Source organism: Croceicoccus marinus (assembly GCF_001661675.2).
In the GTDB taxonomy this organism is placed as follows: Bacteria; Pseudomonadota; Alphaproteobacteria; order Sphingomonadales; family Sphingomonadaceae; genus Croceicoccus; species Croceicoccus marinus.
In genome coordinates, this window is record NZ_CP019603.1 from 37,894 (window position 1) to 63,984 (window position 26,091).

The 26,091-nt window shown below is 60.0% G+C and carries 18 protein-coding genes and 6 pseudogenes; 9 read left to right on the forward strand and 15 right to left on the reverse strand.

The window, feature by feature from the left end; translation table 11 throughout:
• The first annotated feature begins 44 nt into the window (after positions 1-44).
• From A9D14_RS14440 to A9D14_RS14450, 3 genes are read left to right on the forward strand one after another with little or no spacing between them, the layout of a single operon-like run.
• Positions 45-1,394, forward strand: a complete 1,350-nt coding sequence (locus tag A9D14_RS14440) for an MFS transporter (protein WP_232469038.1) — start codon at positions 45-47, stop codon at positions 1,392-1,394.
• Positions 1,391-3,058: a GMC family oxidoreductase gene (locus A9D14_RS14445; RefSeq protein WP_066849409.1), complete on the forward strand. Its 1,668-nt coding sequence runs from the start codon at positions 1,391-1,393 to the stop codon at positions 3,056-3,058. Before A9D14_RS14440 ends, A9D14_RS14445 begins: the two co-directional genes overlap by 4 nt.
• Positions 3,055-4,536 (forward strand): aldehyde dehydrogenase family protein, encoded by a 1,482-nt coding sequence (locus A9D14_RS14450; RefSeq protein ID WP_066849412.1) that lies wholly within the window; start codon positions 3,055-3,057, stop codon positions 4,534-4,536. Before A9D14_RS14445 ends, A9D14_RS14450 begins: the two co-directional genes overlap by 4 nt.
• An 18-nt stretch (positions 4,537-4,554) precedes the next feature.
• Here the strand turns inward: A9D14_RS14450 and A9D14_RS14455 are convergent, their stop codons facing one another.
• The 4 genes and pseudogenes from A9D14_RS14455 to A9D14_RS20385 all read right to left on the reverse strand — a co-directional run.
• Positions 4,555-5,772, reverse strand: coding sequence for a LysR family transcriptional regulator (locus tag A9D14_RS14455; protein ID WP_066849415.1), 1,218 nt, complete (start codon positions 5,770-5,772; stop codon positions 4,555-4,557).
• Between the two features lie 58 nt (positions 5,773-5,830).
• On the reverse strand, positions 5,831-7,000 hold the full coding sequence (locus A9D14_RS14460) for a CaiB/BaiF CoA transferase family protein (protein WP_066849418.1): 1,170 nt from the start codon (positions 6,998-7,000) through the stop codon (positions 5,831-5,833).
• A gap of 114 nt (positions 7,001-7,114) precedes the next feature.
• Positions 7,115-7,663, reverse strand: a complete 549-nt coding sequence (locus tag A9D14_RS14465) for a FadR/GntR family transcriptional regulator (RefSeq protein WP_232469138.1) — start codon at positions 7,661-7,663, stop codon at positions 7,115-7,117.
• A gap of 3 nt (positions 7,664-7,666) precedes the next feature.
• A pseudogene (locus A9D14_RS20385) lies at positions 7,667-7,849 on the reverse strand (FadR/GntR family transcriptional regulator); the annotation flags it as partial.
• Positions 7,850-8,058: 209 nt separating this feature from the next.
• On the opposite strand from A9D14_RS20385, the gene A9D14_RS14470 reads away from it, so the two are divergent.
• The 4 genes and pseudogenes from A9D14_RS14470 to A9D14_RS20125 all read left to right on the forward strand — a co-directional run.
• Positions 8,059-8,796, forward strand: coding sequence for a MerR family transcriptional regulator (locus A9D14_RS14470; RefSeq protein ID WP_232469040.1), 738 nt, complete (start codon positions 8,059-8,061; stop codon positions 8,794-8,796).
• A gap of 203 nt (positions 8,797-8,999) precedes the next feature.
• Positions 9,000-10,301, forward strand: coding sequence for a cytochrome P450 (locus A9D14_RS14475; RefSeq protein WP_066850644.1), 1,302 nt, complete (start codon positions 9,000-9,002; stop codon positions 10,299-10,301).
• An 84-nt stretch (positions 10,302-10,385) separates the two neighbouring features.
• Positions 10,386-12,764: a TonB-dependent receptor gene (locus tag A9D14_RS14480; protein WP_232469042.1), complete on the forward strand. Its 2,379-nt coding sequence runs from the start codon at positions 10,386-10,388 to the stop codon at positions 12,762-12,764.
• Positions 12,765-13,363: 599 nt separating this feature from the next.
• Positions 13,364-13,770 (forward strand): annotated as a pseudogene (locus A9D14_RS20125) (IS110 family transposase); the annotation flags it as partial.
• Here A9D14_RS20125 and A9D14_RS14485 read toward each other — a convergent pair.
• The 3 pseudogenes from A9D14_RS14485 to A9D14_RS20130 all read right to left on the reverse strand — a co-directional run.
• Positions 13,719-14,042, reverse strand: a pseudogene (locus tag A9D14_RS14485) (2-oxo acid dehydrogenase subunit E2); the annotation flags it as partial. The pseudogenes A9D14_RS20125 and A9D14_RS14485 sit on opposite strands and share 52 nt — an antisense overlap.
• Positions 14,038-14,210, reverse strand: a pseudogene (locus A9D14_RS14490) (transposase); the annotation flags it as partial. The pseudogenes A9D14_RS14490 and A9D14_RS14485, both read right to left, overlap by 5 nt.
• A 381-nt stretch (positions 14,211-14,591) precedes the next feature.
• Positions 14,592-14,861 (reverse strand): annotated as a pseudogene (locus A9D14_RS20130) (proline dehydrogenase family protein); the annotation flags it as partial.
• Positions 14,862-14,870: 9 nt separating this feature from the next.
• On the opposite strand from A9D14_RS20130, the pseudogene A9D14_RS14500 reads away from it, so the two are divergent.
• A pseudogene (locus A9D14_RS14500) lies at positions 14,871-16,344 on the forward strand (DDE-type integrase/transposase/recombinase).
• Positions 16,345-17,323: 979 nt separating this feature from the next.
• The gene (locus A9D14_RS19620) at positions 17,324-17,485 is read left to right on the forward strand and encodes a hypothetical protein (RefSeq protein WP_198302092.1); all 162 of its coding nucleotides are present in this window, start codon (positions 17,324-17,326) and stop codon (positions 17,483-17,485) included.
• A gap of 501 nt (positions 17,486-17,986) precedes the next feature.
• Here the strand turns inward: A9D14_RS19620 and A9D14_RS19625 are convergent.
• The 8 genes from A9D14_RS19625 to A9D14_RS14535 all read right to left on the reverse strand — a co-directional run bounded on the left by A9D14_RS19625 (position 17,987) and on the right by A9D14_RS14535 (position 26,081).
• On the reverse strand, positions 17,987-18,136 hold the full coding sequence (locus A9D14_RS19625) for a hypothetical protein (protein WP_157668255.1): 150 nt from the start codon (positions 18,134-18,136) through the stop codon (positions 17,987-17,989).
• A gap of 113 nt (positions 18,137-18,249) precedes the next feature.
• Positions 18,250-19,413: an acyl-CoA dehydrogenase family protein gene (locus A9D14_RS14505; RefSeq protein WP_066849432.1), complete on the reverse strand. Its 1,164-nt coding sequence runs from the start codon at positions 19,411-19,413 to the stop codon at positions 18,250-18,252.
• A gap of 40 nt (positions 19,414-19,453) precedes the next feature.
• Positions 19,454-20,179 carry a GntR family transcriptional regulator gene (locus A9D14_RS14510; RefSeq protein ID WP_087910577.1) on the reverse strand — a complete coding sequence of 242 codons (726 nt, stop codon included), beginning with the start codon at positions 20,177-20,179 and terminating at the stop codon, positions 19,454-19,456.
• A gap of 246 nt (positions 20,180-20,425) precedes the next feature.
• Positions 20,426-20,611 (reverse strand): nuclear transport factor 2 family protein, encoded by a 186-nt coding sequence (locus tag A9D14_RS14515; RefSeq protein WP_157668256.1) that lies wholly within the window; start codon positions 20,609-20,611, stop codon positions 20,426-20,428.
• 20 nt (positions 20,612-20,631) lie between these two features.
• Positions 20,632-21,333, reverse strand: coding sequence for a phosphotransferase (locus tag A9D14_RS20135; RefSeq protein ID WP_232469044.1), 702 nt, complete (start codon positions 21,331-21,333; stop codon positions 20,632-20,634).
• 509 nt (positions 21,334-21,842) lie between these two features.
• A complete protein-coding gene (locus tag A9D14_RS14525; RefSeq protein WP_066849440.1) occupies positions 21,843-23,441 on the reverse strand; it encodes a phytoene desaturase family protein in 1,599 nt (532 codons plus the stop codon).
• A gap of 3 nt (positions 23,442-23,444) precedes the next feature.
• Positions 23,445-24,281, reverse strand: a complete 837-nt coding sequence (locus tag A9D14_RS14530; RefSeq protein WP_066849443.1) for an SDR family NAD(P)-dependent oxidoreductase — start codon at positions 24,279-24,281, stop codon at positions 23,445-23,447.
• Positions 24,282-24,782: 501 nt separating this feature from the next.
• Entirely contained in the window at positions 24,783-26,081 is a 1,299-nt protein-coding gene (locus tag A9D14_RS14535) for a cytochrome P450 (protein WP_066849446.1), read from the reverse strand.
• Between the last annotated feature and the right edge of the window lie 10 nt (positions 26,082-26,091).

The following is a 26,091-nucleotide window of genomic DNA, read 5'->3' on the forward strand; positions in this document are numbered from 1 at the left end:
GAGCCGCAAAGCGGCCGGCCGGTTCCAACGCAGGAGAGAGGATTTTGGCAGTTTCGCTGAGCAGCAATCAGCAGGGCGGTTTTCTCGATGCCCTGCCGCTGTCCTATTACCAGATATGGTCGGTGCTGATGATCGCGGCGACCGTCGTGCTCGACGGGCTCGACAACCAGATGCTGGGCCTTGCCGCGCCATCGCTGATTGCCGAATGGGACATAAGCCGGGATACGCTGGGCATGGTCTTTGCTCTGGGCTTTGTGGGCATGGCGATCGGCACGCTGGTCTCGGGCGTGATCGGCGATCTTGTCGGCAGGCGAGGGGCATTGCTGATCGGCGTGTCACTATTCGGCATTGCCACCTTGCTGACCGGATTTTCTACCGCGCTGTGGCAGGTCGCAGTGCTCAAGTTCCTGGCTGGCGCAGGGCTTGGCGGCGTACCCGGTACGGCGTCGGCCATGATCGCGGAATTCACGCCTGCGCGCTGGCGTAGCCAGGCGGTGACTTTCGGCGTCGTCTGCGTATCGATTGGCGGCGTGCTGGGCGGTCTTGCGGCGGCGGCGATCCTGCCTTCGCTCGGCTGGCGCTGGCTCTTCTATCTGGGCGGCGCGATCACCATAGCCTTCGTTCTCTATCTTCTACTCGTCCTGCCGGAATCCCCGCAATATCTGCTGGACAGCGGTAAGCGCCGGGTCGAATTCGAAAAGGTGATGACGCGCATCGGCCATCCCGATCCCGCTTCGCTAAAGGCGCAGGGCGCGGGCGGAGAGGTTGAAAAAATGCCGTTTTCCGCGCTGTTCGGCGCGGCGCATCTGCGCGATACGCTCGCACTCGCGCTGGCGATGTTTTCGGGCATGTTCATGATCTACCTGATGTTCAACTGGGCCCCCACTATGCTGACGACCAGTGGCTATGACCTGAAACTGGCCAGCCTTGGCTTGACCAGTTTCAACATGGGCGGGGTGATCGGCGCGATGCTGGCATCCTTCGCCATTATCAAGCTGGGTTCGCGCATTACACTTGTCACCATGGCGCTTGTCGGCACGCTGGTTTGCACCGCGCTGGCGATCTTGCCGATGGGCGCAGGTGGCAACGAGAACGCCATGCTGGGCCTGCTGGTCGCTATGGGCCTGTTCGCCAGCGCCGCGCAATCGGCCATGTTCGCCGTGGGCGCCCACGCGTTTCCCACCGGCGTCAGGGCGCGCGGGCTTGGCACCATGGGACTGTCCGGGCGTGCAGGCGCCATTGTCAGCGCATTGGCCGGCGCATGGCTTATCGGCGGCGGCGCACAGATGTTCTTCGGCGCGCTGGCCGTGCTGATGCTGGTCAATGCGATCGGGTTTCTAATCGTGCAAAGCCATATTCCGCGGCTTGACCGCAACCAGGAGAAGCCCGCGTGACGCACAGTTTCGATTATATCGTCATCGGCTCGGGTTCAGCAGGCAGCGTGCTGGCCAATCGCCTGTCTGCCGACCCCACCATTTCGCTCGCCCTGATCGAGGCGGGGCCGTCCGATCGCAAATGGCCGGTCAACATCAAGACGATCATGCCGGTCGGTAATATCTTCCTGATTCCGCATGCGCGTTACAACTGGCAGCAGCAGTTGAGCGGCGGCGATGCGATCGACGGGCGCGTCATCGGCTTTCCGCGCGGCAAGCTTTTCGGTGGATGCAGCGCGATCAATGGCGGCGTCTATATTCGCGGACAGGAAGAAGATTACGCAGGCTGGGTGCAGGCAGGCAATCCCGGCTGGGGCTGGGACGATGTACTTCCCGTTTTCAAGCGGCTCGAAAACTACCACGGCCCTGACAAGTCATGGCACGGCAGGGGTGCGGAACTGGATGTCGAAAAGCCCGCATCGTTCAACCCGATCACTGCCGCGATCATCGACGCTGCGGTAGAGGCAGGGCATTTCCGCAACGAGGATTTCGCTAGCGAACGCAAGGATGGCTTTGGGCGCTATGACCTCAACCAGCGGCGCGGGACGCGCCTTTCGGCGGCCCGCGCTTTCCTCCACCCGGCACTTGGACGACCGAACCTCAGCGTTTTCGATGAAACGCTGGTACGGCGCATCATCATCAATGATGGCCGCGCCACCGGGATCGAGATCGAGCGCGAAGGCAAGCGCGAGATCATGACCGCCAAAAGCGAAGTGCTAGTCAGCGCGGGCGCGACAAATTCGCCGCATCTGTTGATGCTCTCGGGCATTGGCGACAGGGATGATCTGGTCAAGGTGGGCGTCGAGCCGGCACACCATCTTCCGGGCGTCGGCGCGCATCTGCAAGATCATCCCACCGTGCATATCTCGGTTGAAAATCCGACGGGGGAATCCTATGCAAACTCGCGTTCGGCGCTGGCCCGCAATGCCTTCGCGCCGTTCATATATGCTTTGAAACGCGAAGGCATGTTCGCTTCGAACGTGGCGGAGTGCGGCGGCTTCGTCTGCACCGACGGCAGCGGCAGGCCCGATATCCAGATGACCTTCCTGGTCGGGTTGAAGGGCAATGCCCGCGTGGTGCCCAGCGACCATGGCTTCATGGCGCTGATCCAGCTACTTCGCCCCAATAGCGAGGGGCGCGTGCGGCTGGCGAGCAACAGGGCCGAGGACAAGCCGATCATCGAGCCCAATTTCTTTGACGATCCGCGCGACATGGCAACGCTTATCGCCGGTTTCCGCGAGGCGCGGCGCATTTTTGCGCAACCTGCGCTGGCCGCCATGCGCGGCAAGGAGATCGAGCCTGGGGCCGAGCATCTCAGCGACGAAGCGCTCGACAAGGCGCTGCGCAAGATCGTCAATACTGCCTATCACCCCACCGGCACCTGTAAGATGGGGCCTGCCAGCGATCCGCTAGCCGTGGTCGATGACCGGTTGAGGGTGCACGGGATCGACGGGCTGCGCGTGATCGATGCCTCGGTCATGCCCTCGATCATCAGCGGCAATACAAGCGCGCCCACGATGATGATCGCCCAGCGCGCCGCCGATTTCATTCTGGAAGAGCGCAAATCGCATAATTCGCAAGCGGCCGAAACGGTCCGGGTTGCAGAAACGGAGCTTCAGTCATGAACGCAAACACGCCCATCACCTCGGTCATCGCGAAGCGCGATCAGGACATGCTGATCAGCGGCAAGCGCGTGCCCGCCGTTTCCGGCCAGCGTTTCGAAACACGCAATCCTGCCACGGGCGAACTGCTGGCCAATGTCGCGCAGGGCGGCGCCGAAGATGTCGACCGCGCCGTGAAAGCCGCGCGAGAGGCGTTGAGCGGCCCGTGGAGCCGGATGAAGCCCGCCGAGCGGCAGGCGATCATGCTGCGCCTTGCCGATCTGGTCGAAGAGAACTGGGACGAGCTTGCCATGCTCGACACGCTGGACCTTGGCGCGCCGCTATCGCGTACGCGGCTGGGCAAGGTCAGGGCGGGCGCATTGCTGCGCTATTATGCCGGACAGGCCCCGCTGATTTCGGGCGAGACGCTATCCAATTCCGTACCCGGCGATGTGCTGAGCCATACGCTGAAAGAGCCGATCGGCGTGGTAGCCGCGATCAACCCGTGGAACGGTCCCATCGGCATGTCGGTATGGAAGTCCGGCCCTGTCCTGGCCACCGGTTGTACGCTGGTGATGAAACCCGCCGAACAGACGCCGCTGTCAGCGCTGCGCTTTGCCGAGCTGTGCCTTGAGGCGGGCGTACCCGATGGCGTCATCAATGTCGTCACCGGCCTTGGCGATGCGGGCGCGGCGCTTTCTGCCCATCCGGATGTCGACAAGATCGCGTTCACCGGTTCGACCGGCGTGGGTCAGAAAATTATCGAGGCTGCGGCCCCGACGATGAAGCGAGTCACCGTCGAACTGGGTGGCAAATCGCCCAATATCGTCTTTGCCGATGCCGATCTCGACAAGGCGGTGCCGGCCGCGGCCAATGCGGTCTTTGCCAATGCCGGCCAGATCTGCAGCGCGGGCACGCGCCTGTTCGTCCAGTCCTCGATCCACGATGAATTCATTGAGCGTCTTGTCGAACACAGCCGCACCATTCGCGTTGGCGATCCGCTTGACCCCGAAACACAGATCGGTCCGGTCGTGTCTCAGGCGCAGATGGAGCGCATCCTTTCTTTCATCGACGGGGCCGAGGATGAGGGCGCCAGCCCGCTGTTGGGCGGTGCGCGCAAGGCGGGCGAAGGATATGACGCGGGCTATTTCATCGAACCCACCATTTTTGGCAATGTCACCGACGGTATGACGATTGCGCGCGAAGAGATCTTCGGGCCGGTCCTATCGGCTTTTTCCTTCGACACGGTCGATGAGGTGCTGACCCGTGCCAATGCGACAAGCTTCGGCCTTGGCAGCGGCGTGTGGACCAGCAATCTTGCCACCGCGCATAAGATGGCGCGCGGCATCAAGGCCGGTTCGGTCTGGGTTAACTGCTACCAGATGCTCGACCCTGGCGTTCCTTTCGGCGGATATAAGTTGAGCGGATTCGGGCGCGAGTCCGGCCCGCATCACATCGAGGAATATCTGGAAACGAAGGCGGTCTGGATCAACCTCGACTGATCCGACAGGGCGCGTGGGTCAGATCCACGTGCCCGTGAGATCGGGGTTGGATGTGCGTTCGCGCGCGGCCTCTTCCAGCTTTTCGAAGAACAGGCGCTGGGTCGCTGTGGGTCGCCAGCTGCGCCGCGTGGTGATCCCCACCATGCGGCGGCTGCCTTCCAGCGGCTTGCCAATCTGCGTCAAAAGCCCGCTGCGGATCTGCAGCGCGACCTGATCGGGCGACAATAGCGTCAGCAGGTTCGAGTAGGTCAGCAGGCGGCCGATGATCATCACCGATCCGCATTCGATCTGCGTTTCGGGCCTTGGCCCTTCGGCAAAGAACCGTTCCCAATGTGCCCTGAGCGGGGCGTCGGCGGGCGCCACGATCCATGGATAGGACCGCAGCTGGTCCATGGTCGGCCTTTCCACCGATGCAAGCGGGTGCTGGCTGCCGGCGGCGACGACCAGAAGGTCCTCGATAAGCGGACGCTGATATAGGTCGGCGATCTCGTGGGGGCGAAGTGCACCCACGATCATGTCGATGGCGCCATCGCGCAGCGGCTCCACAAGCTCGCTCCAGCTGCCTTCCAGTACCTTGAACGACGCCTTTGGCACTTCCTTGGCGATATCGGCCATGGCGCGCGGCACGATATAGGGGCGAGCGAGCGGCAGCGCGCCGAAGGAGATCATTTCGCTGCGGCTGTCGCTGTCGAGCGCGAGATCGACCAGCGCCGCCTGAATTTCGGCAACGGCAAGCCGCGACCCGCGCGCAAGCTTTTTGCCTGCTGCATTCAGCCACACTGCCCGTCCGCGTCGTTCGACCAGATCGGTGCCGATGACCAGCTCCAGATCGCCCACCGCGCGATGGACAGCCGTTTGCGATATGGCAATGCTGCGCGCTGCTTCGGCAAAGCTGCCGGCATCCGCAAGCGCCAGAAAGGCGCGCAGCTGCGTCATCGTCATGAGCCGTTCGGGATTGTTGAACACATTGGTCAGGCCTTGGGCGCTGTCGGCCAGATGTTTCAGCGCGGCCTCTGTCCGTTCGATCACGATGCGACCCATGGCGGTGGGGATCATGCCGCCAGAACGCCGTTCGAACAGCGTATAGCCGAACTGGCGTTCAAGCTTGGCAATGCCTTGTGTCAGGGCGGGTTGGGAAAGGTTCACCAGGGAACCTGCCGCGGTGATACTGCCGTGTTCGCGGATGGCCACCAGCCCGCGCAGGTGCCGGATGTTGATCTCGAAAACTTCGGTCATTTCCTCAACCCGCTCTCGGTCCGGCACCTGATTGTTCCGATGTGTCTCTCGATAGAACTTATAGCATCATGCCTTGAGAGCGATATGTCTCGATCTCGTCGTCCGGTAAATCTAATATGTCGTGAAGGATGGCGCCGCCATCCTCGCCCAGCGCGGGCATGTGATCGCGGGCATGGGCGGCCGAATTGGACATTTTGAAAGGAGGGTTGGTCACTTTGAACTGGCCGGCACCGTCGTCCAGCGTGGTAAAGGCCTGGCGTGCTGCCAGTTGCTCGTCCTCCATCACCTCGGTGACGTTGCGATAGACAGCGCAGGGCACGCCTTTTGCCGATAGCTGTGCTTCGGCCTGTGCCGAACTGTGCTTCATGGTCCAGCTCTCGGCTTCGGCCAGCAGCGCATCCCAGTTTCGATTGCGATCGGCATTGGTGGCAAAGCGCGGATCGTCGGCCAGATCTTCACGCTCCATTGCTTTTACCAGGCTCAGGAAATTGCCGGGGCTGGTGGGGGCGACCATGATGAATCCGTCGGCGGTGCGCAAAGGTTTGTAAAGCGGGCGGCGCTGATCGAGAGGCTGCTGCGCGGTCTGCGTTTCATACACCAGCATGCCGACCATCGCTTCCAGCATGGACACATCGATGAACTGGCCCGCGCCGGTCCGTTCGCGTTGGAAGAGCGCGGTCTGGATCGCGCCAAAAGCGTGGGTGCCACCAAGAACGTCAGCGATGAAGATGCCGCTGGTTGCCGGCTTGTCCGCATTGTCCTGATATTCAAGATTGGTCATGTCGAATCCGCTGCTGGCATGGATGACCGGCGCATAGGCGGGGGAATGGGCCTTGGGCCCTTGTTGGCCATAGCCTGAGATCGAGCAGTAGATCAGGCGCGGATTGGTTTTGGCCAGCGTTTCATAATCAAGGCCGAAACGGGCCATCACGCCGGGGCGGAAATTTTCGACCACGATGTCACACTGGCTGGCCAGCTTGCGGATGGTCTCCTGCATGGCAGGGTTCTTCAGGTCGCAGGCAAGACTGCGCTTGCCGGCGTTGAGCTGTGCGAAATAGCGGCTCTTGCCATCGCGCAGCGGCGGACGGGCGCGGACCTGATCGCCGCCTTTCATCGTCTCCACCTTGATGACCTCGGCGCCAAGATCGGCCAGCATGCGAGTGGCGAACGGACCTGCCATCACTGCCGTGAAATCCAGCACCCTGATCCCATCAAGGGCGCCTGCCATCCGATCGTCCACACCGCTCTCCGTCTCTTAAAGGTGTAATGGTCCTACCTATAAAAATCGGGCGGTAAAATGCAAGTGGGTGCCGATGGTCATCAGCGCGCAAAGCGCCAGATGCTAGCGCGCCGCGTTTTCCTGCATGTGTTGGTGTATCCGGTCGAGGTGCGCGGTCATTTCCGCGACGGCTGCATCGCAGTCCCTCTCTCGCAGGGCCGTGACAAGGCGGTGGCGCGAATCGATCAAGGTTTCCTGCAACGTCTTGTAATTCGGCCCGGCCACGAAAGCCTGCAGGATCGATGATAAGGCCCCGACGAACAACGCATAGATGCGGTTCCCCGTCGCTTCGGCCAGCACCTGATAGAACTCAACCGCGCAGTGATAGCGTGCCTCGACATCGGTCTCGATGCGGGTCTGCTCCACGATGGCGGCCAAGCGATCGAATTGGGCGTCGGTCCCGCGTTCGCACGCAAGGCGAACGACAGTGGCTTGAATGCTGAGACGCGCTTCGGTCAATTCGTCGAGCGAGACTTTGCCGAGATGGACGAAGTCCTGCATCGCCTGCGCGACATGTTCATTTTCTGCCGCCTGAATGAAGGCGCCGCCCTTCACGCCCTTTTCGTTGCGGATGATACCCGACATTTCAAGGCTTCGCAGCGCCTCGCGCACCGCGTTGCGGCTGATCTGGAAGCGGACGGCCAGTTCGCGTTCGGCCGGAAGCTTGTCACCTGCCTTTAACGTGCCATCAGCGACCATCTGGCGCACCTGATCGCATACCGCTTCGAATGCGCGCTGCGTCTTGATGGGTTTGAAGCCCCTCTTGATTTCGCTTCCTGCCGGTTTTGCCATGATCATGTTTTGCCAGTTGCTCTTGTTTTCCAGCTATCGGTATTGCCCGTTTCGCGTGCTGACAAGTGCTGGCCCAATGGTCCGACCTCTTGCCAACGGGCTTTCCGGCCCGGATCGGATCGATCGACCTTGATCTGGCGCAAAGGTGGCGGCCTGCGGGTGCACGGGCATCTTGCGCAGTCCCGCATCGCGTGCTGTAGCCTTGGCCAATGAAAATGAAGGAACTGGAAGAAGCAACCGGCGTGAACAGGGAAACGATACGCGTTTTCCTGCGCGAGGGTCTTGTTCCTCAACCGGAACGCAGCGGCAGGACCGTCGCCGAATACGGCGATCAGCATGTTGAAGCGATCCGCGCGGTGCGGCGGCTTCAGCGGGAGAACCGGTTGACGCTGTCCCAGATCAAGGAGCTTGTTGCCGGCAGCGGAACCAGCAAGCGGGTTGATGAGAGCGCCTTCGACGACCTGGAAACCCTGGTGGCTCACAGCGAAGCATCCGATCAGGCCCCTGTGCCCCTCGATTCTCTGGTCAAGCGTTATCCCAAGGCCCGACAGGACGCGAAGACACTGAGCGAAATCGGGATTATCGAGATTATCGAGACCGATCAGGGTGAAGCCTTGAGCCTGACCTCGGCGGAACTGGTCAGCATCTGGGGCGATATGCGCAACGCCGGTTTCAATGACACGCTCGATTATTCGCCGGACATATTGGGCTTCTATATCGAGGCTTCGGATTTCGTCGGCGCGTGGGAGGCCAAGACCTTTCTCGAACATGTCGAGGGCCGCAGGGACGTGGAGGAGGCAGCCCGCCTGGTCGAAGCGGCCTTGCCGCTCATGCTCAACTTTTTTGGCCTGATGCGCCGCCGCGCCTTTTTCCGGCATGTCGATGCGATCAGGCACGCGCGCGAAACGTCAGATAGCCGAACGCTGGATCATCGCGCGCATCGCGAACAATAGTCGCGCCATTCGATTTGTCTGCGGACATTCGATTATGCGAATCAACATCCTCCGATTTCCGCCGGATTAGCCCGATCGCATCGAGTCATGCGAGTTTCCGCCAATGGTTCGACCATTTTGGCGCTTGACCCAAATCATCTCTGCAGATTACGTATATTGAATACGCAAGAGGCGGCGAAATGGCCGCGGTTCGGGAGATAGAGATGGCTTCGGCAACACAGGCGACTTCGCGTCCCATTATCCCTCAGCACATTGCAGAGACCGTCATTGCGGCGAAGTCCTATGCCGATGATGCCGTGATCTATGACGCATTCAAATGGCTGCGCGGAAACATGCCGCTGGGCGTGGCCGAGGTCGAAGGATTCGATCCCATGTGGATCGTAACCCGCCATGCCGACATCCGCGAGGTCGAGAAGAACGCTAAACTTTTTCACAACGCCGATTTCAACCCGGTGCTGAACGACCGCGCTTCGGACGATTTTACCCGTGAAATGACGGGCGGGTCGGTCAGCGGCCTGGCGTCGCTGACCTATATGGATCCGCCGGTTCACCAGCAATATCGCATGCTGACGGCCAACTGGTTCCTGCCGGGCAAGATTGGAAAGCTCGAAGACCAGATTCGCGTTCTGGCCAAGCAGTCTGTCGAGCACTTCCTCAGCTTTGACGGTGAATGTGATTTCGTGCGTGATTTCGCGCTGCATTACCCGCTGCGCGTGATCATGACGCTTTTCGGCGTGCCGCCCGAAGATGAACCCAGGATGCTGAAGCTGACGCAGGAGTTCTTTGGCGGCCACGACCCTGAAGAGCAGCGTGACGAGATGAAGGACGATCCCGTCGCCGCCGCCAAGATGTGGGCCGCAGCGCTTGAGGATTTCTTCCAGTATTTCGACGCGCTGGCCGAAAAGCGCCGGGCCGAGCCGCAGGACGACCTTCTGACCCTGATCGCCAATTCGCGGATCAATGGCGCCCCCATCGGGCGTGACGAAGCCAATGGCTATTTCGTCGCCATCGCGACTGCGGGGCATGACACCACCTCTTCATCCGTCACAGGGGGCATGCACGGCATGATCGAGTTCCCTGAGAACTTCGAGAAGGTGAAGGCCGATCCCGCAATGATCCCTGGTCTTGTCGACGAGGCGATCCGCTGGACCAGTCCCGTGAAGCATTTCATGCGCAACGCGACGCAGGATGTGGAGGTCGGCGGACAGCTGATCCGTTCGATGGACCGACTGATGATGTGTTACCCATCGGGCAATCGTGATGAGGCGGTGTTCGACGATCCGGACCGTTTTGACATCAGGCGCAGCCCCAACAAGCACATCGCTTTCGGATTTGGCCCGCACATGTGCCTTGGCCAGCATCTGGCGAAACTGGAAATGCGCATCCTCTTCGAAGAACTGATGCCGCATATCGCATCGATCGAGCTGGCTGGCCCGCCCAAGCTGGTCGAGGCCAATTTTGTTGGCGGTTACAAGAGCCTGCCGGTCCGCTTCCGCAAGGCCTAAGCGCAAGAAATCCTGAAAAATAAGCAATTGAGATAGGGATATGGTTCCGAAGACGGCCAGCCCTGAATGAACAGGAGAGGGATAATGAAGACAGCAATCATACTTGCCGTTTCGGCATCGACACTGGCCATTGCGGGCAATGCCTTCGCGCAGGACATGCAGCCATCGGATGAAGCCGAGCCACAGTCCGCTCAGCCGTCACAAGGACTGCAAGAAATCATCGTCACGGCCCAGAAACGGTCGGAATCGTTGAACGACGTACCACTCTCGATCACCGCCGCATCGGGCGACCAGCTGGCGGATCAGGGCATCACCGATGTTGCCGATCTGGTGAAGGTCGTGCCAGGCTTCACTTATACCGAAAGCGCCTATGCAACGCCGGTCTACACGCTGCGCGGCGTGGGATTTTACGATACCAGCCTTGCGGCAAAACCCACGGTCAGCGTCTACCAGGACCAGGTCCCGATCCCGTTTTCCATCATGACGCGCGGTGCCACGCTCGATCTTGAACGGGTCGAGGTTTTGAAGGGCCCGCAGGGCACTCTGTTTGGTTCGAATGCCACCGGCGGCGCGATCAACTATATCGCGGCCAAGCCGACGGATTATCTTGAAGGCGGTCTTTCTGCCACGGTTCAGAACCTTGGCGAAGTCACGGTGGGCGGCCATGTCAGCGGCCCGCTGAGCGATACGATCAAGGCGCGCTTCGCGGCGCAGACCGTCCAGGGCGGGGCATGGCAGCGCAGCTATACACGCGATGATGAACTGGGCGATCAACGCTTTACGTCCGCGCGCATGCTGGTGGATTTTGAGCCGAGCGATGCGCTGCGTTTCGAGCTGAACCTCAACGGTTTCATCGATAAGAGTGACGGGCAGGCCGCGCAGCTGATCGGCGTGGTGCCGCTGGGTAATCCGGCGCGGCTCGGCGATCTCGCTACCTATCCTGTCGCGCCTGAAAACAACCGCGACGCCGACTGGACCGATACGCAGGCGCCCAAGCGCGACAACTGGTTCTATCAGGCGGCTCTGCGCGGCGATCTCGATCTTTCCAGCGCCGTGACGCTGACCTCGATCACCAGCTGGTCGGAATATTCGCATGACACCGCCATCGATCCCGATGGCGTGGCGCTTCGCGACTATTTCTACAACACCACCGGTGACATCAGCGCCTTTTCGCAGGAACTGCGTCTGCAGGGCGAGATGGGCAATCTGACATGGATCATCGGCGGAAATTACGCCCGCGAAAAGACCTATCAGCAGGACGACGCCGGGCCTTACGACCAGTCCACATCGGCCTATAATTTTGTCGATGCAGGACTGGGCGGCCCGTTCTTCGTCTATAGCCAGTATGCCCGTCAGAAATTCGTGAACAAGGCGATCTTTGCCAATGTCGATTACGACATCGGCGATCTGGTCACCTTGCACGGCGGCATTCGCTATACCGATACCGACATCGATTTCGCAGGCTGCACCGCCGATCGCGGCGACGCTCTGGGGCAGGGGATCGAGAACTTGCTGAACTTCATCCGCTCGGGCGCGGGGCTGGACCCGATCACGATCGCCGACGACGCCTGCGTGACGATCGATTCCTCAACGCTTACCGCTGTCGAAGTGATCGACAAGCTGGATGAGGACAACGTCTCGTGGCGCGCGGGCATCGACCTCAAGCCTTCGCCCGACGCGCTCGTCTATGCCAGCGTCAGCCGCGGCTTCAAATCGGGTAGCTTTCCGCTGCTGTCGGCCAGCGATGCCAACCAGTTCAGCCCGGTCACGCAGGAATCTGTAACGGCCTATGAAATCGGAACGAAGCTGACGGTTCTGGATCGTACGGCCCAGATCAACGCGGCGGTGTTCTACTATGATTATGCCGACAAGCAGTTCAAGGGCCGCGTGGTCGCCAACCCGGATATCTTTGGCCCGCTCGAAGCATTGGTCAACGTGCCCAAGTCCGAGGTGAAGGGAGCGGAACTGCAACTGGATCTGGCACCCACCGATGGCCTGCGCTTCAGCATCGGCGCCACTTATCTCGATACCAAGATCAAGGGCAGCTTCGTCAATTACGATCCTTACGGAAATCAGGTCGATTTTGCCGGGTCGAGCTTCCCCTATACGCCCAAGTACCAGGTCCTCATGGATGGCCAGTACGAGTGGGCGGCAAGCGACAGCATCTCGCCCTATATCGGCGCGAATCTCAGCTTTCAAAGCGATTCAAAGGCCGTGCTGGGCGATGCCCGCGCGACGCCGTCCGATGATCTGACAAGCCGGGGGGGGCTGACGATCGACGATTACGTGCTGATCGATTTGCGTGCTGGCCTGAAGCTTGCCGAAAAATACAAGATCGGCGCATTCGTTCGCAATCTGACGAACGAATATTACTGGAACAATGCCACGCGGATCACCGACACGACGGTACGCTATGCGGGACGTCCGCGTACGTATGGCGTGACCGTCTCGGCAAGCTTCTGACGAGCTCTCCCCGGAACCGCGGCAATTCATGCTGGATTGCCGCGGTTCCATCTGTGTGGATGGCGCAAGGGGGCCGCGTGAAAGTTCTTACGGTCGGCGAAAGGCCGACTATGGAGGAAGCCCATTTTAGCATTTTATTCGATTATGTCAGTTCCTACAATCTAACGGTCCGCAACCGGCGAGTTTCAGCTATTAAGCTTTTCGCACGATGACGGACGCTGGCAACCGGCTCGTTAAGCGGTTAAGTCGTAAATGGCGGTGGTGGTCGAAAAGCGTTATTGGCGCCATCGCAGTTCCCATAGGAGCGGTTGTACTATTGATCCCGTTGGTCGCCATGGGCCGTGATCCCGCTGGAACGCTTTTGCAGGTCTAGCCGCGGACGCCGTGGGTGAGCTGATCATCGAAGCCGGTGCGCCGCATGAAAAGCCATGAGGCGTTGATGAATTCTCGGTAAGCAATACGAGTGGACTGACCCTCGGAGTAACCTATGCCAACGTCCGCTACTCACACTTTTCAGCCCAAAAGCTGATGGGAGGACGCCCCCCGACGGCATCGATGTGCCAAAGTGGAAGTGTTGAACATCACTGAAGGAGGCGTCCGTGTCGGAAGTTACCACAATCGGTCTGGATATCGCTAAGAGCGTGTTTCACGCGCACGGTGTGGACGGGAGCGGCAAGCAGGTTTTCAGCCGCGGTTGAGCCGAGGCAAGTGGCAGGATTTCATGGCGCAGCAGCCGCGTTGCCTGATGGCAATGGAGGCATGTGGCGGAGCGCATCACTGGGCACGCGAGTTTACGGCGCTCGGTCACGAGATCCGGTTGATCCCGCCTTCCTATGTGAAGCCGTTTGTAAAGCGCCAGAAGAACGATGCCGCCGATGCCGAAGCGACTTGCGAGGCTGCACAGCGCCCGAACATGCGCTTCGTTGCGGTCGAGAGCGAGGAGCAGCAGGCAGCTGCGAGTTGCCACAGGTTCTCACTTTGCGCGTCACGGAGGACGGGGAGCATCAGACCGGCATCAGTCTTTGTCGCGATCCCGATGGGCATGCTTCGGAACCGCGAAACGATGCCTGCTTCATCGTCGAAGGGTGCGTTGAGCATAGGATGATCGGGCAGGATCTTGCAAATCGCGGTGATCAGCATGGACAGGATGGTCAGTTTCGGTTTGTTGCCGCGCGCAGCGTTGCGATCGCTTGGCATCTCCTCAAGCTTGGTGACATCGACTTCCTCGATTGAGCTGAAGTGCGGGATGTGGCGTTTGGATGCCGCCATTTTCTTGCTTCAACTCGCGGACTTGGTCCGACTCCAGCCCCCATACTGCCGCTTCCACCTGTAGAATGTCTGCTTGGAAATCCCGACTTGGCGGATCAAATCGGCCACCGGCGGGCCCAACTCCGCCTGCTTCTGCATCGACAAAATCTGCTCTGTAGAAAACCGCTTTCGTTTCACAGACTTGTCTCCCTCCAAAGCAAAATCCGCCGGATTTCCTGCTGACCCTTATCATTGTCATGGCCTCGGCCTGGACCGCTGCAAACCCCTTCGGCCTTACCATCAGCCGCGATGCGATCGGACGGCGAGACGAACTCAAGCGCGCGCTTGCGCAGGCCGACCAGCAACTGACTGCGCCTGTGGCAGACACCGAGCCCGATCAGCCTTAGACTGCGGCGCTTGAAGGCTGCGGCTGCTCGGCAAGGGACGGACCATCGGTCTGACTGACAGGGCAAGTCGCGGCTTGACCTTGCGTGCTTGCGCGCTGAATTACCGGCTATGAGCATCACAAATCTTACGCCCGACAACGGTTTTGCCGGTGACTTTGCCGTGCGCCTCCTAGGCCTGCACTACAAAGCCCAATCCGTTCCAACCGGCAAGTTGCGGATCCAGAGCCAGGGCTTCGAGGATGTCGAGCGAAATTTCGAGCCGATCGGCTTCCTCGGCATCGACGTTGAAGCCAATGTCGTAATGCTTGGCCAGAAACGCCAGATCGCGCACGCGCGGCACCAGTTCCTCGACCACGCGGCCCAGTTGGGCGCGGCTGTAGCGTATGTGGAGCGCCGATAGCTTGATCGAAATGCCCGGCCCATCCTGAACGCCTTTTCCGAAGGAACGCAGATGAAGCCAAAAACACTCCAGGTCGAACCCGGCAGCCAAGCTCAGCGCGGAGGCGGTCGTCAAAGACATCAAGCGGCGTACCCGGCGGCATTTCTCGGCAGAGGACAAGATCCGCATCGTTCTGGAAGGCCTGCGCGGCGATGACAGCATTGCCGAGCTGTGCCGCATGGAGGGGATCGCCCAGAACCTCTACTACACCTGATCGAAGAAATTTATGGAATGGAGCTACGCAAGATAATCCGGGGGATCATCTTGCCGGTGACATGGCAAGCGCCGGCTTGCCGGCGATACCGCACGGGCCGCGACCAGCACCGAGGTGCAGGATCTGCGCCGCGAAGGCCGCGATCTGGAGAAGTGCGTCGCGGATCTCACCCTTGAGAACCGGCTGCTTAAAAAAGCATCAGCGGGCTTGGGGACGACGAGGCATGAGATATCCCGCATCCGAGAAACTGGAAATGTCCTGAGGGTCAGAAATTGATCCGGGGGATCATTTTCCCGAAGGGGCGCATCGTCGAGCAATCGCACCTGCCAGCCAAGCGTACGCTGGACCAACTCGGCATTCCCCGCCGGACATTCTACCGCTGTTACGATCGCTTCCTCGAAGGCGGTCCGGAGGGCCCCTCTACGCCGGGCCGCGTGTGGAACCGGATCGAGGCCCGCATCCAGCACCAGATCGTCGAGATGGCGCTGGAGCACAGCGATCTCTCCCCGCGCGAACTGGCCGTACGCTTCACTGACGAGAGGCGCTACTTCGTGTCGGAAGCCAGCGTTTACAGGCTGCTAAAGGCCCATGATCTCATCACCAGCCCGGCCTATACGGTCATCAAGGGAGCGGAGGAGTTCCGCGACAAGACTACCCGGCCGAACGAAATTTGGCAGACGGGAAGCGCAGCTGAACGGAGGCGAAGCCGGAGGACACTTCACCTATTTCAAGATCATCGGGTGGGGCTGGATGTATCTCTCGACCGTGCCCGACGACTTCCCGCGGCTCACGTCATCGCGTGGAAGCTGTGCTCGACCATGTGCGCCAGCGATGTCACCGATACGCACGACCTCGCGCTGGAGGCGTCAGGCTGCGACCCATGCTACCGTGCTGCACAAGCCCCGGCTAATGTCGGACAATGGGCCAAGCTACATCGCGAACGAGCTGGCTGATTATCTGGACACCAAGGACATGGCCCATGTCCGCGGCGCGCCGTTCCATCCCCAGACCCAGGACAAGATCGAGCGCTGGCACCAGACGTTGAAGAACCGCGTGCTACTGGATAACTATTTCCTGCCCGGTGACCTCGAATGCCAGATCGAGGCCTTCATCGAACACTACAACCACCAGCGCGACAACGAGAGCCTGGACAATGTGACGCCTGCAGATGCCTACTTCGGCAGGGCTTCTGCCATCCTGGAGCGGCGCAGAAAGATCAAACGAAAGACCATCGCCCATCGGCGCTTTCAGCACCGCAAGATCGCCGCTTAAGATCAACCCTCCAGACGAGGCCAACACTCATAAAGCGAGCGACCAGATCTGTGCCAAATGCTTTGAATCATTTTTACATAATCTATATTAGCAATTTTTCTCATAATCTCGGGTTTAGTTCCCATCGCCTCCATCCGTCCCTTGTTCGACGGACAAGCTCGTCTGCTCGTAATCTTGGTGATCCGCTACGAAACGTGGAGCGATGCCGAGCGCAAATTCGCCGCTATGCCATATGACCTTCGTCGCAAGACCGTCAGCGGTAACGTTTATTCTCAATTAGATCTTTGGTAGCGGCGGCAATGGTACCAGTCTCGACCGCATGGAAGAGGAAAATCAGGCTTATCAAAAAAAATAGAAAAAGCGGCTGCTAAGCGTCCCCAAGCAGTATGCCGACCCGAGATCTTTAACATGAATATTAATCGATCTGTGCAGGGTGACCTACCGCACTTTGCTGATCCTAGCGCGCTTCTCGTCTGCATCGGTGGGTAGCTTGTCCGTTAAGAAGGATTGTCAGACAAGCTCTGCAGTGACGCCAGTCTCGGACTGAATGCCTATGCAAATTCGATCGCGTGCAAGCTGCCCGAGGGTGCGGCGGGGCGTACCAATCAAGCAGTGCTTCTCTCATCATGATGGGCCGGCCCAATCTCGCCTATTTCGACTGGCGGGCGCTGACGAACTTGCAGCGATGCTGATAGGGCGTCGAACAAACTCAGGACCCTTTGGGTTTATGTGCGACCATCCACTCGTTCGATACGGAAATTGATTGGAAAGGGGACGGATGCCAACCTTGGCAAGTCGATGCTGAACTATCCGTAGCAAACATATTGGCGGCGACTGCTCTCTTCCATCAGCGTGCCATTGAAGGGGCTTCGTCCGATCGCTCAGGGCAGTGTTGAAAGCGATAGTTGAAAATCCAATGCAAAATTCGCATAATACGCTAAATCTTACGCAGGTGAGATTGACGGATAGGAGAAGATTGGTGCCTAAAAGAAGACAAGAAGAAGATGAAACGGACCCTCTATCTAAAGTAGGGACAGGAACTGCGCTTCAGGCAACTGACATCACAAGCGAAATCAAACTCACAATCAACGACCAGATTGCGATCTGGAAAGCGATGGCTCTTTGGATGTCTGAAGATTAGAGTGATTGCCGACATGGCCTTCAATAGCCTCACTTAGAGAAGCCACCCCGTTATCGCATCAGGCACCGACGCCGTAGATGTCGAGCTTCGGGTGGGTCTGGCACGACAGCCGTTGATTGATGGGGAACTCGGTGGTCTTAATCTAACAGCGAATAGTCAGCAGCAGATCGACATGCGCTCTGCCGCTCCTGCAACGAACGCTCTGCTGCAGCGCGGCGACCAATGGGCCGCGAAAAGCTAGAAAATTGATGACTAAGCAAGGCGGTCAGGCGGATCACCCGCCGCGCGCCTCGCACCAATTTGAGAGAGCAAAGAAACCCGACTGTCTACATACCATCGCCTTCGCTGACTCGCGAAGTTAGTAAATTGCCTGAAGAAATTAAGGTCCACGGTGATGTCCAACAATCGGGCCATTTCATCTCGCGGGGGTTTCGAATAGCGACATCGCTAACTCGAATGATTTCTTCAGCAAGCCTTTGTCATTTTTGGGAATTGCGATGTTCAGAGCCAGTGCGGCGGCAACTTTCCTGCCGCTGGATCGCGCGCGATCAGCAAAATGGCGCATCTGGCATTGGCCGCCGCAAGTGCTTCGGCGCGGCCACTGCCCTGCACGCCGCCCACCAATACGAAATTCCTCGGCCGCCATTCCATCGGCTCGATCCCGTCATCCGCCTTAATTCTTCACGCTTGCCCGTTCCGTCGAATGCCTACCATATGCTAAGAAAAGGCACTTTCAGCCTATCCTAGATATGCGGCGGACCTCCTTAGAACGAACGGGGCAACCCAAGGCTTTCCGCAATTCCGTTACGCACCATTTCATTGGTGATCGGACCGATCCGCCACAAGCGGCTGTCGCGCCAATAGCGTTGCATGTCGGTTTCGGCCGAATAGCCCATGCCGCCAAGGATTTGGATGCCGAGATCGGCGGCCTTGTTGGCATTTTCCGACGCTATCAGCTTGAGCATGTTGGCCTCAACCCCAACCTGTTCGCCCCGGCTCTGCTTGTCAGCGCAATAATGCAGCATCAGTTCTGTTGTCTTTTGCATCGTCGCAATATCGGCCACGTAATGCTGCAGGCTTTGGAAGCGTCCGATGACCCCGCCGAACGCCTTGCGCTGCTGCATGTAGTCGAGGGCATCTTCTAGCACGCCGTCGATCACGCCAAGGCAGAACGCGCCGACCATGATGCGTTCGTTGTTGAGCGTCGGGAGCAGTATGTGCCAGGCCTTGTCCGGCTCACCCAGCACGGCGTCATCGGCAACGAAGGCATTGTCGAAATGGATGGAGCAGCTGCCCATCGACCGCATGCCAAGCTTGGCCAGAGGCGTAATCTTCACGCCCTCGGTGCTTGTCGGAACCCAGAACAGGGTCAGGCCGTGATGCTTCTTTTCCGCCGTTTTGTCGCTGCGCGCGATGACCAGCAGGTAATCCGCGACATGTGCGGAAGAACTCCAGATCTTTTCGCCGTTCAGGACCCAGCCCCCATCGACCTTTTCCGCCGTGGTAGCCATCGCGCCCAGCAGGTCGGTGCCGCCAGCGGGTTCGGTAAAGGCGATCGCGGCCTTGAGCCGGCCATTGGCGATTTCCGGCAGGAACTTCGCCTTCTGCTCCGGGCTGCCGTAGAGGCCGATGGATTTCGATCCGGCGAACGAGGTGATGCCCCAGATCCATGCGAGCCCACCCAGCGTCCGCGCAAGCTCGCGCGCGAGCAGCATCTGCATCACGACATCGCCGCCCTGTCCTTCGTAATCCTCCGAAATTCCGACTCCATGGAAACCGGTCTCGGCGAACTTATCCCAAAGGGCGAAGGGGTAGTTATGTTCGTCCATTTCAAGGCTGCGGGCCCAGTCCTTGGGTGCCTCGTTGTCCACCCAGCGACGAACCATGTCCCTGAAGGCCTGATATTCTTCGGGAAGTTCGAAATCCATGCTGCTCTCCTCAATCGTTTAGTCTTTATAATCGAATTGGTTATCTGTCCCGGTCGCCAGCCATGGCCAGCAATCTGGCCGCCAATTCGTCGAGCTGGATCAACACGCCGTCGGCATCGCCCCGTTTGAGACAGGCCAAAATGGCCTTGTGCTTGCGCAAACCGGCCTTTGAAATCGTGGTCGATCCGTGCAGCAGGATGAACCGCGCAATCAGCGAGCGGCGGTCAAGCGTTGAGCGCAGTAGTTCCGCATTTGCCGAGGCGATGATGAAGACCGAATGGAATTCATGGCCGGCGCGGATCGCCGCTAGTGCGTGGCCCCGGTCCAGCGCGTCGCGGTAAATCTCGATAGCATGCCCCAGCCGCGCTATTTCCTCTGGCCCGACGTTGGGCATGCCCCATTCGTAGCCGAACCGCCAAAGCTTGGTCTGAACGCGCAGCAAGTCGTGCGTCGCGGCGAGATCGATGGGCGTCACCCGTTTCAGGCGATGCGCCTCAACCTGCAGCAAGCCTTCTGCCGCCAACGCAGCAAAAGCCTCCCGAACGGGCGTCGGGCTTACGCCCAATTGTTCGGCAACCGCGGTTTCCCGCAAAAGGGTTCCGGGGGCGATGCGGGCGCTGACTATTTCCAGCCGCAGCCTGTCCGCCACCGCTTCGGCGCGTGTCGCGTTCGGCTGGAGCGGGGTTTGCGAGCCGGTGGCAAGCGCCACCTGCGGCTTGATGCCGGGCGACGGCATATGCGAATCTGTTCGGTCCAGCGCTCCCATCTTTTACCTGCTAGGGACGATCCGAGCTATACGCCATATATTCTATAGAATGTTTTGTTGCGCGAGCAGCACTTCGACCGATCGACGGATCGACCGCCAATCCCCCGGAAATGATCGTGTCAGTATCGGCCAGCCCGAACTTGCCGGGCCCGAATCATGGCCATTGCGAAAGCCTGCCCCCCATCCCGTCGAACACCGGCTTCATCTGTTCCGGTACGTTTCCGATGCCAACGCCGGTTCCGAAATTCACGCCTCGCCGTTCGTAGATCCGCCAGCCGTCGGGGTGCGCCGCAGGCGATCCTGATAGCCGCCGATGGCCAGCAGGTCCGTCTGCGCATGTTCGTCGCCATCTTCGCGATGGAACCAGTGCCACGCCATGATGCGGGAACTAGCGCGGGCCTCGTCGCCGTCGATCTCGATGGTGCTTTGCAAGGAAATTCCCGCGCCCAGCACTAGATTGACGCGTCGACCAGCTTGGCGGTCTCGAGATCTTCATAGGCTGTCGTCAGGCGAAGGTGGTTCATCACATTGATTTCCCACCCGTAATTTACGACCGGAGTGGTAAGCCACCCGATATAGACCGCCCATACCATCATGTGCCGATACTCGTTCCAGACCGTATCCATCGATGGCGCGTTCGCGACGCCTTCCTGCGACAGCCGGTCGAGATAATAGGCAAGCAAGTCACGTTCGCTGCCGCGCCGATCTTCGATCGAAAGCCCGGTTGCGATAATATAGCTGACGTCGTGCATAGCATAGCCGCGTACCATCAGTTGCCAGTCGAGCAGTCCGGCGACACCGTTGGGCAGCCGGTAGGTGTTCCCAAAGTGCGTGTCGCCGTGGAGCAGTGTCTGAGGCAGGGTCGATTGATGCCGCTGAAGTGCCTGGACGCCCGCCAGAAGTCGGTCAGGCGTGGAGCGGAGCCGCTGCACCATCTCGCGCTTGAAGTTTTCGTTCTCAACCTCATGCGCAATATAGGATGGAGCCACACGGTTCATCAGATCCGTCACCTTGCCCTCGATATGGGTCTCGACCCAGACGAGATCGCCCGATAAACGCGGTGAATCCCAGAAGCGGGCGTGAAGACTTGCCAATTGGTCGAGCAGCAGGCGGATATCGTCCGGTGCGCTGCGTCGTATTGGGAAAGGTTGCACCGCGTTCGGTCAGGTCTTCCAGCAACAAACCGAAATGGGTGGATTCCGCATTGAAATCCCCTCCGTAGCAGCGGGGCGCCTCAATCGTCAGTTCGGGACGAATGTTCAGGTAGAATGCGACTTCGTTGGCGTAAAAGGGTGCCATCACCTCATCGATCGCGCGGGTCAGCTTGATGACCAGCCGGGTCGGAATATCGGCGGGCGATCCGGCGGCATAGTCGACTTCGATCGCAACGCGTCCGGCGGTCGATACCATCTGTTCGCCGTAAGTCTTGGCATCGAGTATACGAACAGCCGTGACTGATGCGGATGGATTCGTGGTCGCCAGCAAAAGATTGATGTAGTCCGGCGTAATCGCGTCGGTTGATGTTGGATGGGCTAGAGCCATGATCCTTATCCCTTATTTCGCGGCTATTGGCCTAATCGGCAATCAAGGCTTCGTGCGCCGTAGGGCGCGTCCGTCACCTGTTCGCCGATCTAAGTGGCGAACGCCGTCATCGTGGCCCTTCCTATTTCATCTTCTTGAGTTCGCGCAGTGCGCGATTGGCCGCGATGCGCCCCGCAATACCCGATACGCCGCCGCCCGGATGGGCGCCCGCGCCGCCGATAAGGAAGCCGGGGAATGGCGGCTTGGGCCCGCCAAAGCCTGTGGCGGGACGATGGACCCCGGCGCGCAGGGCACCGAAATCGACGTGGGTGACACAGCCGTTGGTGACGTTGAGCCGCTTCTCACGCTCGCGCGCGGTTTCGACGAACCGGCCCACTTCGGTATCGAGACCGTCATAGAACTCACCTAGCTGCGTCTTGATCGACGTCATCGTGCGATCCTTGAGCTGCTGCGACCAGCCCTCGCGCGCATCGACTGCGATGCTGGGGAGGTAGACATAGGCCAGCGAACCGCCCGGAGGAGCCTGCGTCGGGTCCGAGTTCGACAGTGGCGTCACCGACACCGCATGTCGCCTCGGAATATCGCCGCGGCGGGCGGCGGCAAAGGACTCGCGCACTTCATCGGGCGTGCCAATCAGGCCCACGGCCTTGTTGAGATCGGCATCGTCGTGACGCAGGTCCTGATGCTTCTTCAGCGTCAGCGGACCCGACATCGCCAGATTGGCGAGGAAGGGGGCGGCATTGGAACGGTTCGCGGGCGCGTGCTCGATGCGCTTCATCAACGTGCGGGGCACGCAGCCAGGCGTGGTCAGGCGCATGGCCGTGCGCGGATCGCAGGTGGCGATCACCATCTTGGAACGAATGACCCGGCCATCCTGCAGCCGCACACCTTTTGCCGCGCCATCGTCGACGATGATCTCGGCAACAGGAGCATTGAGTTCGATCTGCGCGCCCGACGCCTCGATACTGCGCGCCAGCGCGTCGGAGAACGACTGGAGGCTGCCGATGGGCTTGCCCGTGCCATATTTGTGGGTGACGGCGAAAATCATATAGGCGGCCGCATTGCCATCGTCGTCGACGGGGCCGGCGCCCGCGGCAATGCCCAGCAGCAGTGCGATGGTCGCCGGATGTTCGAAACGCTCGCATGCGACCTGGTCGGCGGTGGCCTTAGACAGCGCCACCAGCTCGTCCTTCAGCCGCACGTTGCGTACTGCGCTGCCGATCATCTTGGACATGTTCTTCACGTCGGGACGCCCGGGTTCCGACATCATGATCGGAAAGCCGATGTCCATCATGACGTTCAGCGTCTTCATGAACTCCAGATAGGCCTTGCCGTCATTGCGATTGATGCGCGCGATGTCTTCGGCGGTGCGGCGATAATCGTAGAACAGCGCGATCGAACTGCCATCGGGATGGAGATAGGCGTAGGTCGGATCGGGATCGACCGTGCGCAGCCCGTATTTGGGCAGGTCGAAATCCTCGATGATCCCGGATTTGCGGGCGAACAGCAGTTCCACGGCGCATGGCGTGACGAGGTGTTCGGGCGCTTCGGGGATCATATAGCCCGAACTGGTCATGCCGCCGACCTTGTCGAGCCGCTCTACCACGAGCACTTTCTTGCCCTCGCGCGCCAGATATCCGGCAGCGGCCATGCCATTGTGGCCGGCGCCAATCACGACGGTGTCAAACTGGTCGGCGTCAATGTTGGGGTGCGTTGCCATGGTTCAGGCGTCTGCCGTTGTGGTGTAGGCCTTGCCCCATTCTGCCAGGGCCAGCAGGCGGGTCTTGCGATCGCACTGGATCTGCGGGATCTTTGCCTCGTCCGGTCCGTCGGGGACCAGCACCAGCGGTTCCTTGCCCAAGCTGGCCAGCGCCAGCGCGCACACGTCGTCAGGGTCATAGGCGATGGAGTAGTCCATCCCCAGCCCCTCGGTTGACTTGCGCAGCGTAGGCGTATCCATGATCGGGGCGCCCATGCCGAGAATATCGACATTCTGCCCGTCAAGTTCGGCCCAGAGCGATTCCACGAAGTTCAGTTCGAAAGCCTTGGTGGCGGAATACATGACGAGCCAAGGCTGGCCGCCAAGTCCGGCACCAGAGGACATGACGATGATGCCGCCCTTGCCGCGCTTTAGGAAGCGGTTGCTAAAGCCGTGGGTGGCTTCCAGCACATTGGCGGCGTTCATCGTCAGCAATCGCAGCGACCGTTCGACCGGCGAGGCGAGGAAGCTGTTGCCCGCCCCGTCCGCACCGGCATTGGAGATGTACAGACCCACGTCGAGATCGGCGGTTTCCTCGACAATGCGGCCACCAGCGCCCTGCTCGGTCAGATCGGCAACAAGCGCGCGGAATTCGATACCGTATTCGGAAGCGAGCTGCTTTCCCAGCGCGTCGAGCGCCTCTTGCCGGCGCGAGATGAGGACGAGGTTGATGCCCATGGCGGCAAGCTGCCTGGCATAGCACGCACCCGTGCCGTCGGAGGCACCAGCGATGACGGCCCAGGGACCATATTTCCCCGAAAAGGCGGCCCGGTCGAAATCGGGCAGGTCGATCTTGCGCATAAGCTTTTCTGTTCCTTTCAATTGCCGCAGGCGCGTGCTGGCCCCGGCGATGCTGTTTGCGGCGCAGCCTATAGATACGTGAAGTGGCGCCCGCCTATCGAGGGGAGGGCGGGCGGGAAGGCTCGGAGCCTGCCGGCCCGCTCAATGTTCGCGGTCTTGCCGGTGACGACTCCGGTATAATTTCCGACCGCCGCGCGTGTATAGAGATAGGCGAAGCGGGCGCGGTCCGTCGCGCCCTCCATTGGAATCGCAAGTCCTGCCGCTTGCGCCCGATCGTGCGTGGCGGTTCAGGCCGCGATGTTGGGCTGGCGATAGCCGATATAATGCAGCGCGATAGTGCGATCGTTTGGGAAAGGGCATCGATAGGTCTAGGCCATGCGAAGCGAGGTTCGATCAGCACAGCCTTTCGCAGATCTAGGTGCGAGTGCGTGCGGATGATAACTGGATTGCCCTAAAGATCGCGGAATTCTTCTTACAAGTCGATTCCCACCGTCAAATCCCCTACGCTCCGTCGACATCCCACAGCACATGCAGGGCATCAGGCCCGCGCATGTTCAGGCCGCGGATTTCGGGCTGGGGATAGGCCGGGTCAAAGCGCAGGCCCGGAAGGTCGAGTATCTCTTCCAGCGCGACCTCCATCTCGGTCAGCGCCATGTGCATGCCAAGACACATGTGCGGCCCAAAGCCAAAACTCAGCAGCGGCCGCATCGGGCGCTTGAGCCACAGCCGGTCGGGATCATCGTACACTTCGGGATCGCGGTTGGCGGAAGCGATCGAGCATAGCACCGCCGTTCCCTTGGGTATGGTCATTCCGCCGATTTCCATGTCGCGGGCGGCAATACGGGCAACCGCGCCGGCCGTGGGATCGCGGCGCATGGTCTCCATGACCGCCTTGGGCACAAGGCTGAGATCCTGGCGCAGTTCCTCCAGCACGTCCGGCTCTTCCAGCAACTGTACCATCATATTGGCAAAGCTGCGGGTCGTCGTTTCGCCTGCGGCCAGCAGCAGCATGCGGATGAAGTTCGCGATATCCTCGTCGCTGAACTTCTCGCCCTCATGCTCGGTCGTCATCATATAGCCGAGGATGTCGTTACGCATTTCACCGCGCGCGCGATATTGCTGCACGATCGGCATCAGCGTTTCGAACATGGATTGCCCGGCGACCATCGATTGGGGGATGGTGACCTTGGCGACTTCGGGATCGGTCTGCGGGGCGGCGACGACCTGAATGGCCCAGCTTGCCAGATTGCCCAGCAGGTCTTCGTCATGCGGAAAGCCGAAATAGGCATACATCGCGCGAATGGGGAAGGGCAGGGCAAACTCGCGCAGCAGGTCCGCCTTGCCGTTGGGGCGCAGTTTCTCGACGAATTCGTTCACAACCACCGGACGGATCAGCGTTTCCATCAGCTTGCGGATCTGGCCGCGCATGAACGGCTTTTGCAGCGTCTTGCGGTATTTGGTGTGTTCCTCGCCATCCATCGCGGTGAGCAACAGATTGTCGACTGCCGCCCCGAACCCGTCACCGACGATATAGCTGAGCCAGTCGTCGGGGTTCATCAACACCGAATGGATGTCATTATAGCGGTAGAGCGTCACCACAGGGCGGCCCGTCATCATATAGTCGGCCATGCTGGGAATGCTGTTTTCCTGCAGCAGGTCGCCGTGCATCACGGGGCACTTGGCGCGCTTTTCCTCGAACATCGGATAGGGGTTGGCGGGTGCGGCACCCGAATAGCCGTGGGTGACGAGCGAGTAATCCCTGACCATCTGGTCGAGCATTGCATTATATTTGCCGGTCATTTCACTTTCC

Coding starts and splice junctions, on each gene's coding strand:
- A9D14_RS14450 (WP_066849412.1), top strand. CDS start 3,055: ATGAACGCAAACACGCCCATCACCTCGGTCATCGCGAAGCGCGATCAG.
- A9D14_RS14455 (WP_066849415.1), bottom strand. CDS start 5,772: ATGACCGAAGTTTTCGAGATCAACATCCGGCACCTGCGCGGGCTGGTG.
- A9D14_RS14460 (WP_066849418.1), bottom strand. CDS start 7,000: ATGGCAGGCGCCCTTGATGGGATCAGGGTGCTGGATTTCACGGCAGTG.
- A9D14_RS14470 (WP_232469040.1), top strand. CDS start 8,059: ATGAAGGAACTGGAAGAAGCAACCGGCGTGAACAGGGAAACGATACGC.
- A9D14_RS14475 (WP_066850644.1), top strand. CDS start 9,000: ATGGCTTCGGCAACACAGGCGACTTCGCGTCCCATTATCCCTCAGCAC.
- A9D14_RS14480 (WP_232469042.1), top strand. CDS start 10,386: ATGAAGACAGCAATCATACTTGCCGTTTCGGCATCGACACTGGCCATT.
- A9D14_RS19625 (WP_157668255.1), bottom strand. CDS start 18,136: ATGGAATGGCGGCCGAGGAATTTCGTATTGGTGGGCGGCGTGCAGGGC.
- A9D14_RS14505 (WP_066849432.1), bottom strand. CDS start 19,413: ATGGATTTCGAACTTCCCGAAGAATATCAGGCCTTCAGGGACATGGTT.
- A9D14_RS14510 (WP_087910577.1), bottom strand. CDS start 20,179: ATGGGAGCGCTGGACCGAACAGATTCGCATATGCCGTCGCCCGGCATC.
- A9D14_RS14525 (WP_066849440.1), bottom strand. CDS start 23,441: ATGGCAACGCACCCCAACATTGACGCCGACCAGTTTGACACCGTCGTG.
- A9D14_RS14530 (WP_066849443.1), bottom strand. CDS start 24,281: ATGCGCAAGATCGACCTGCCCGATTTCGACCGGGCCGCCTTTTCGGGG.
- A9D14_RS14535 (WP_066849446.1), bottom strand. CDS start 26,081: ATGACCGGCAAATATAATGCAATGCTCGACCAGATGGTCAGGGATTAC.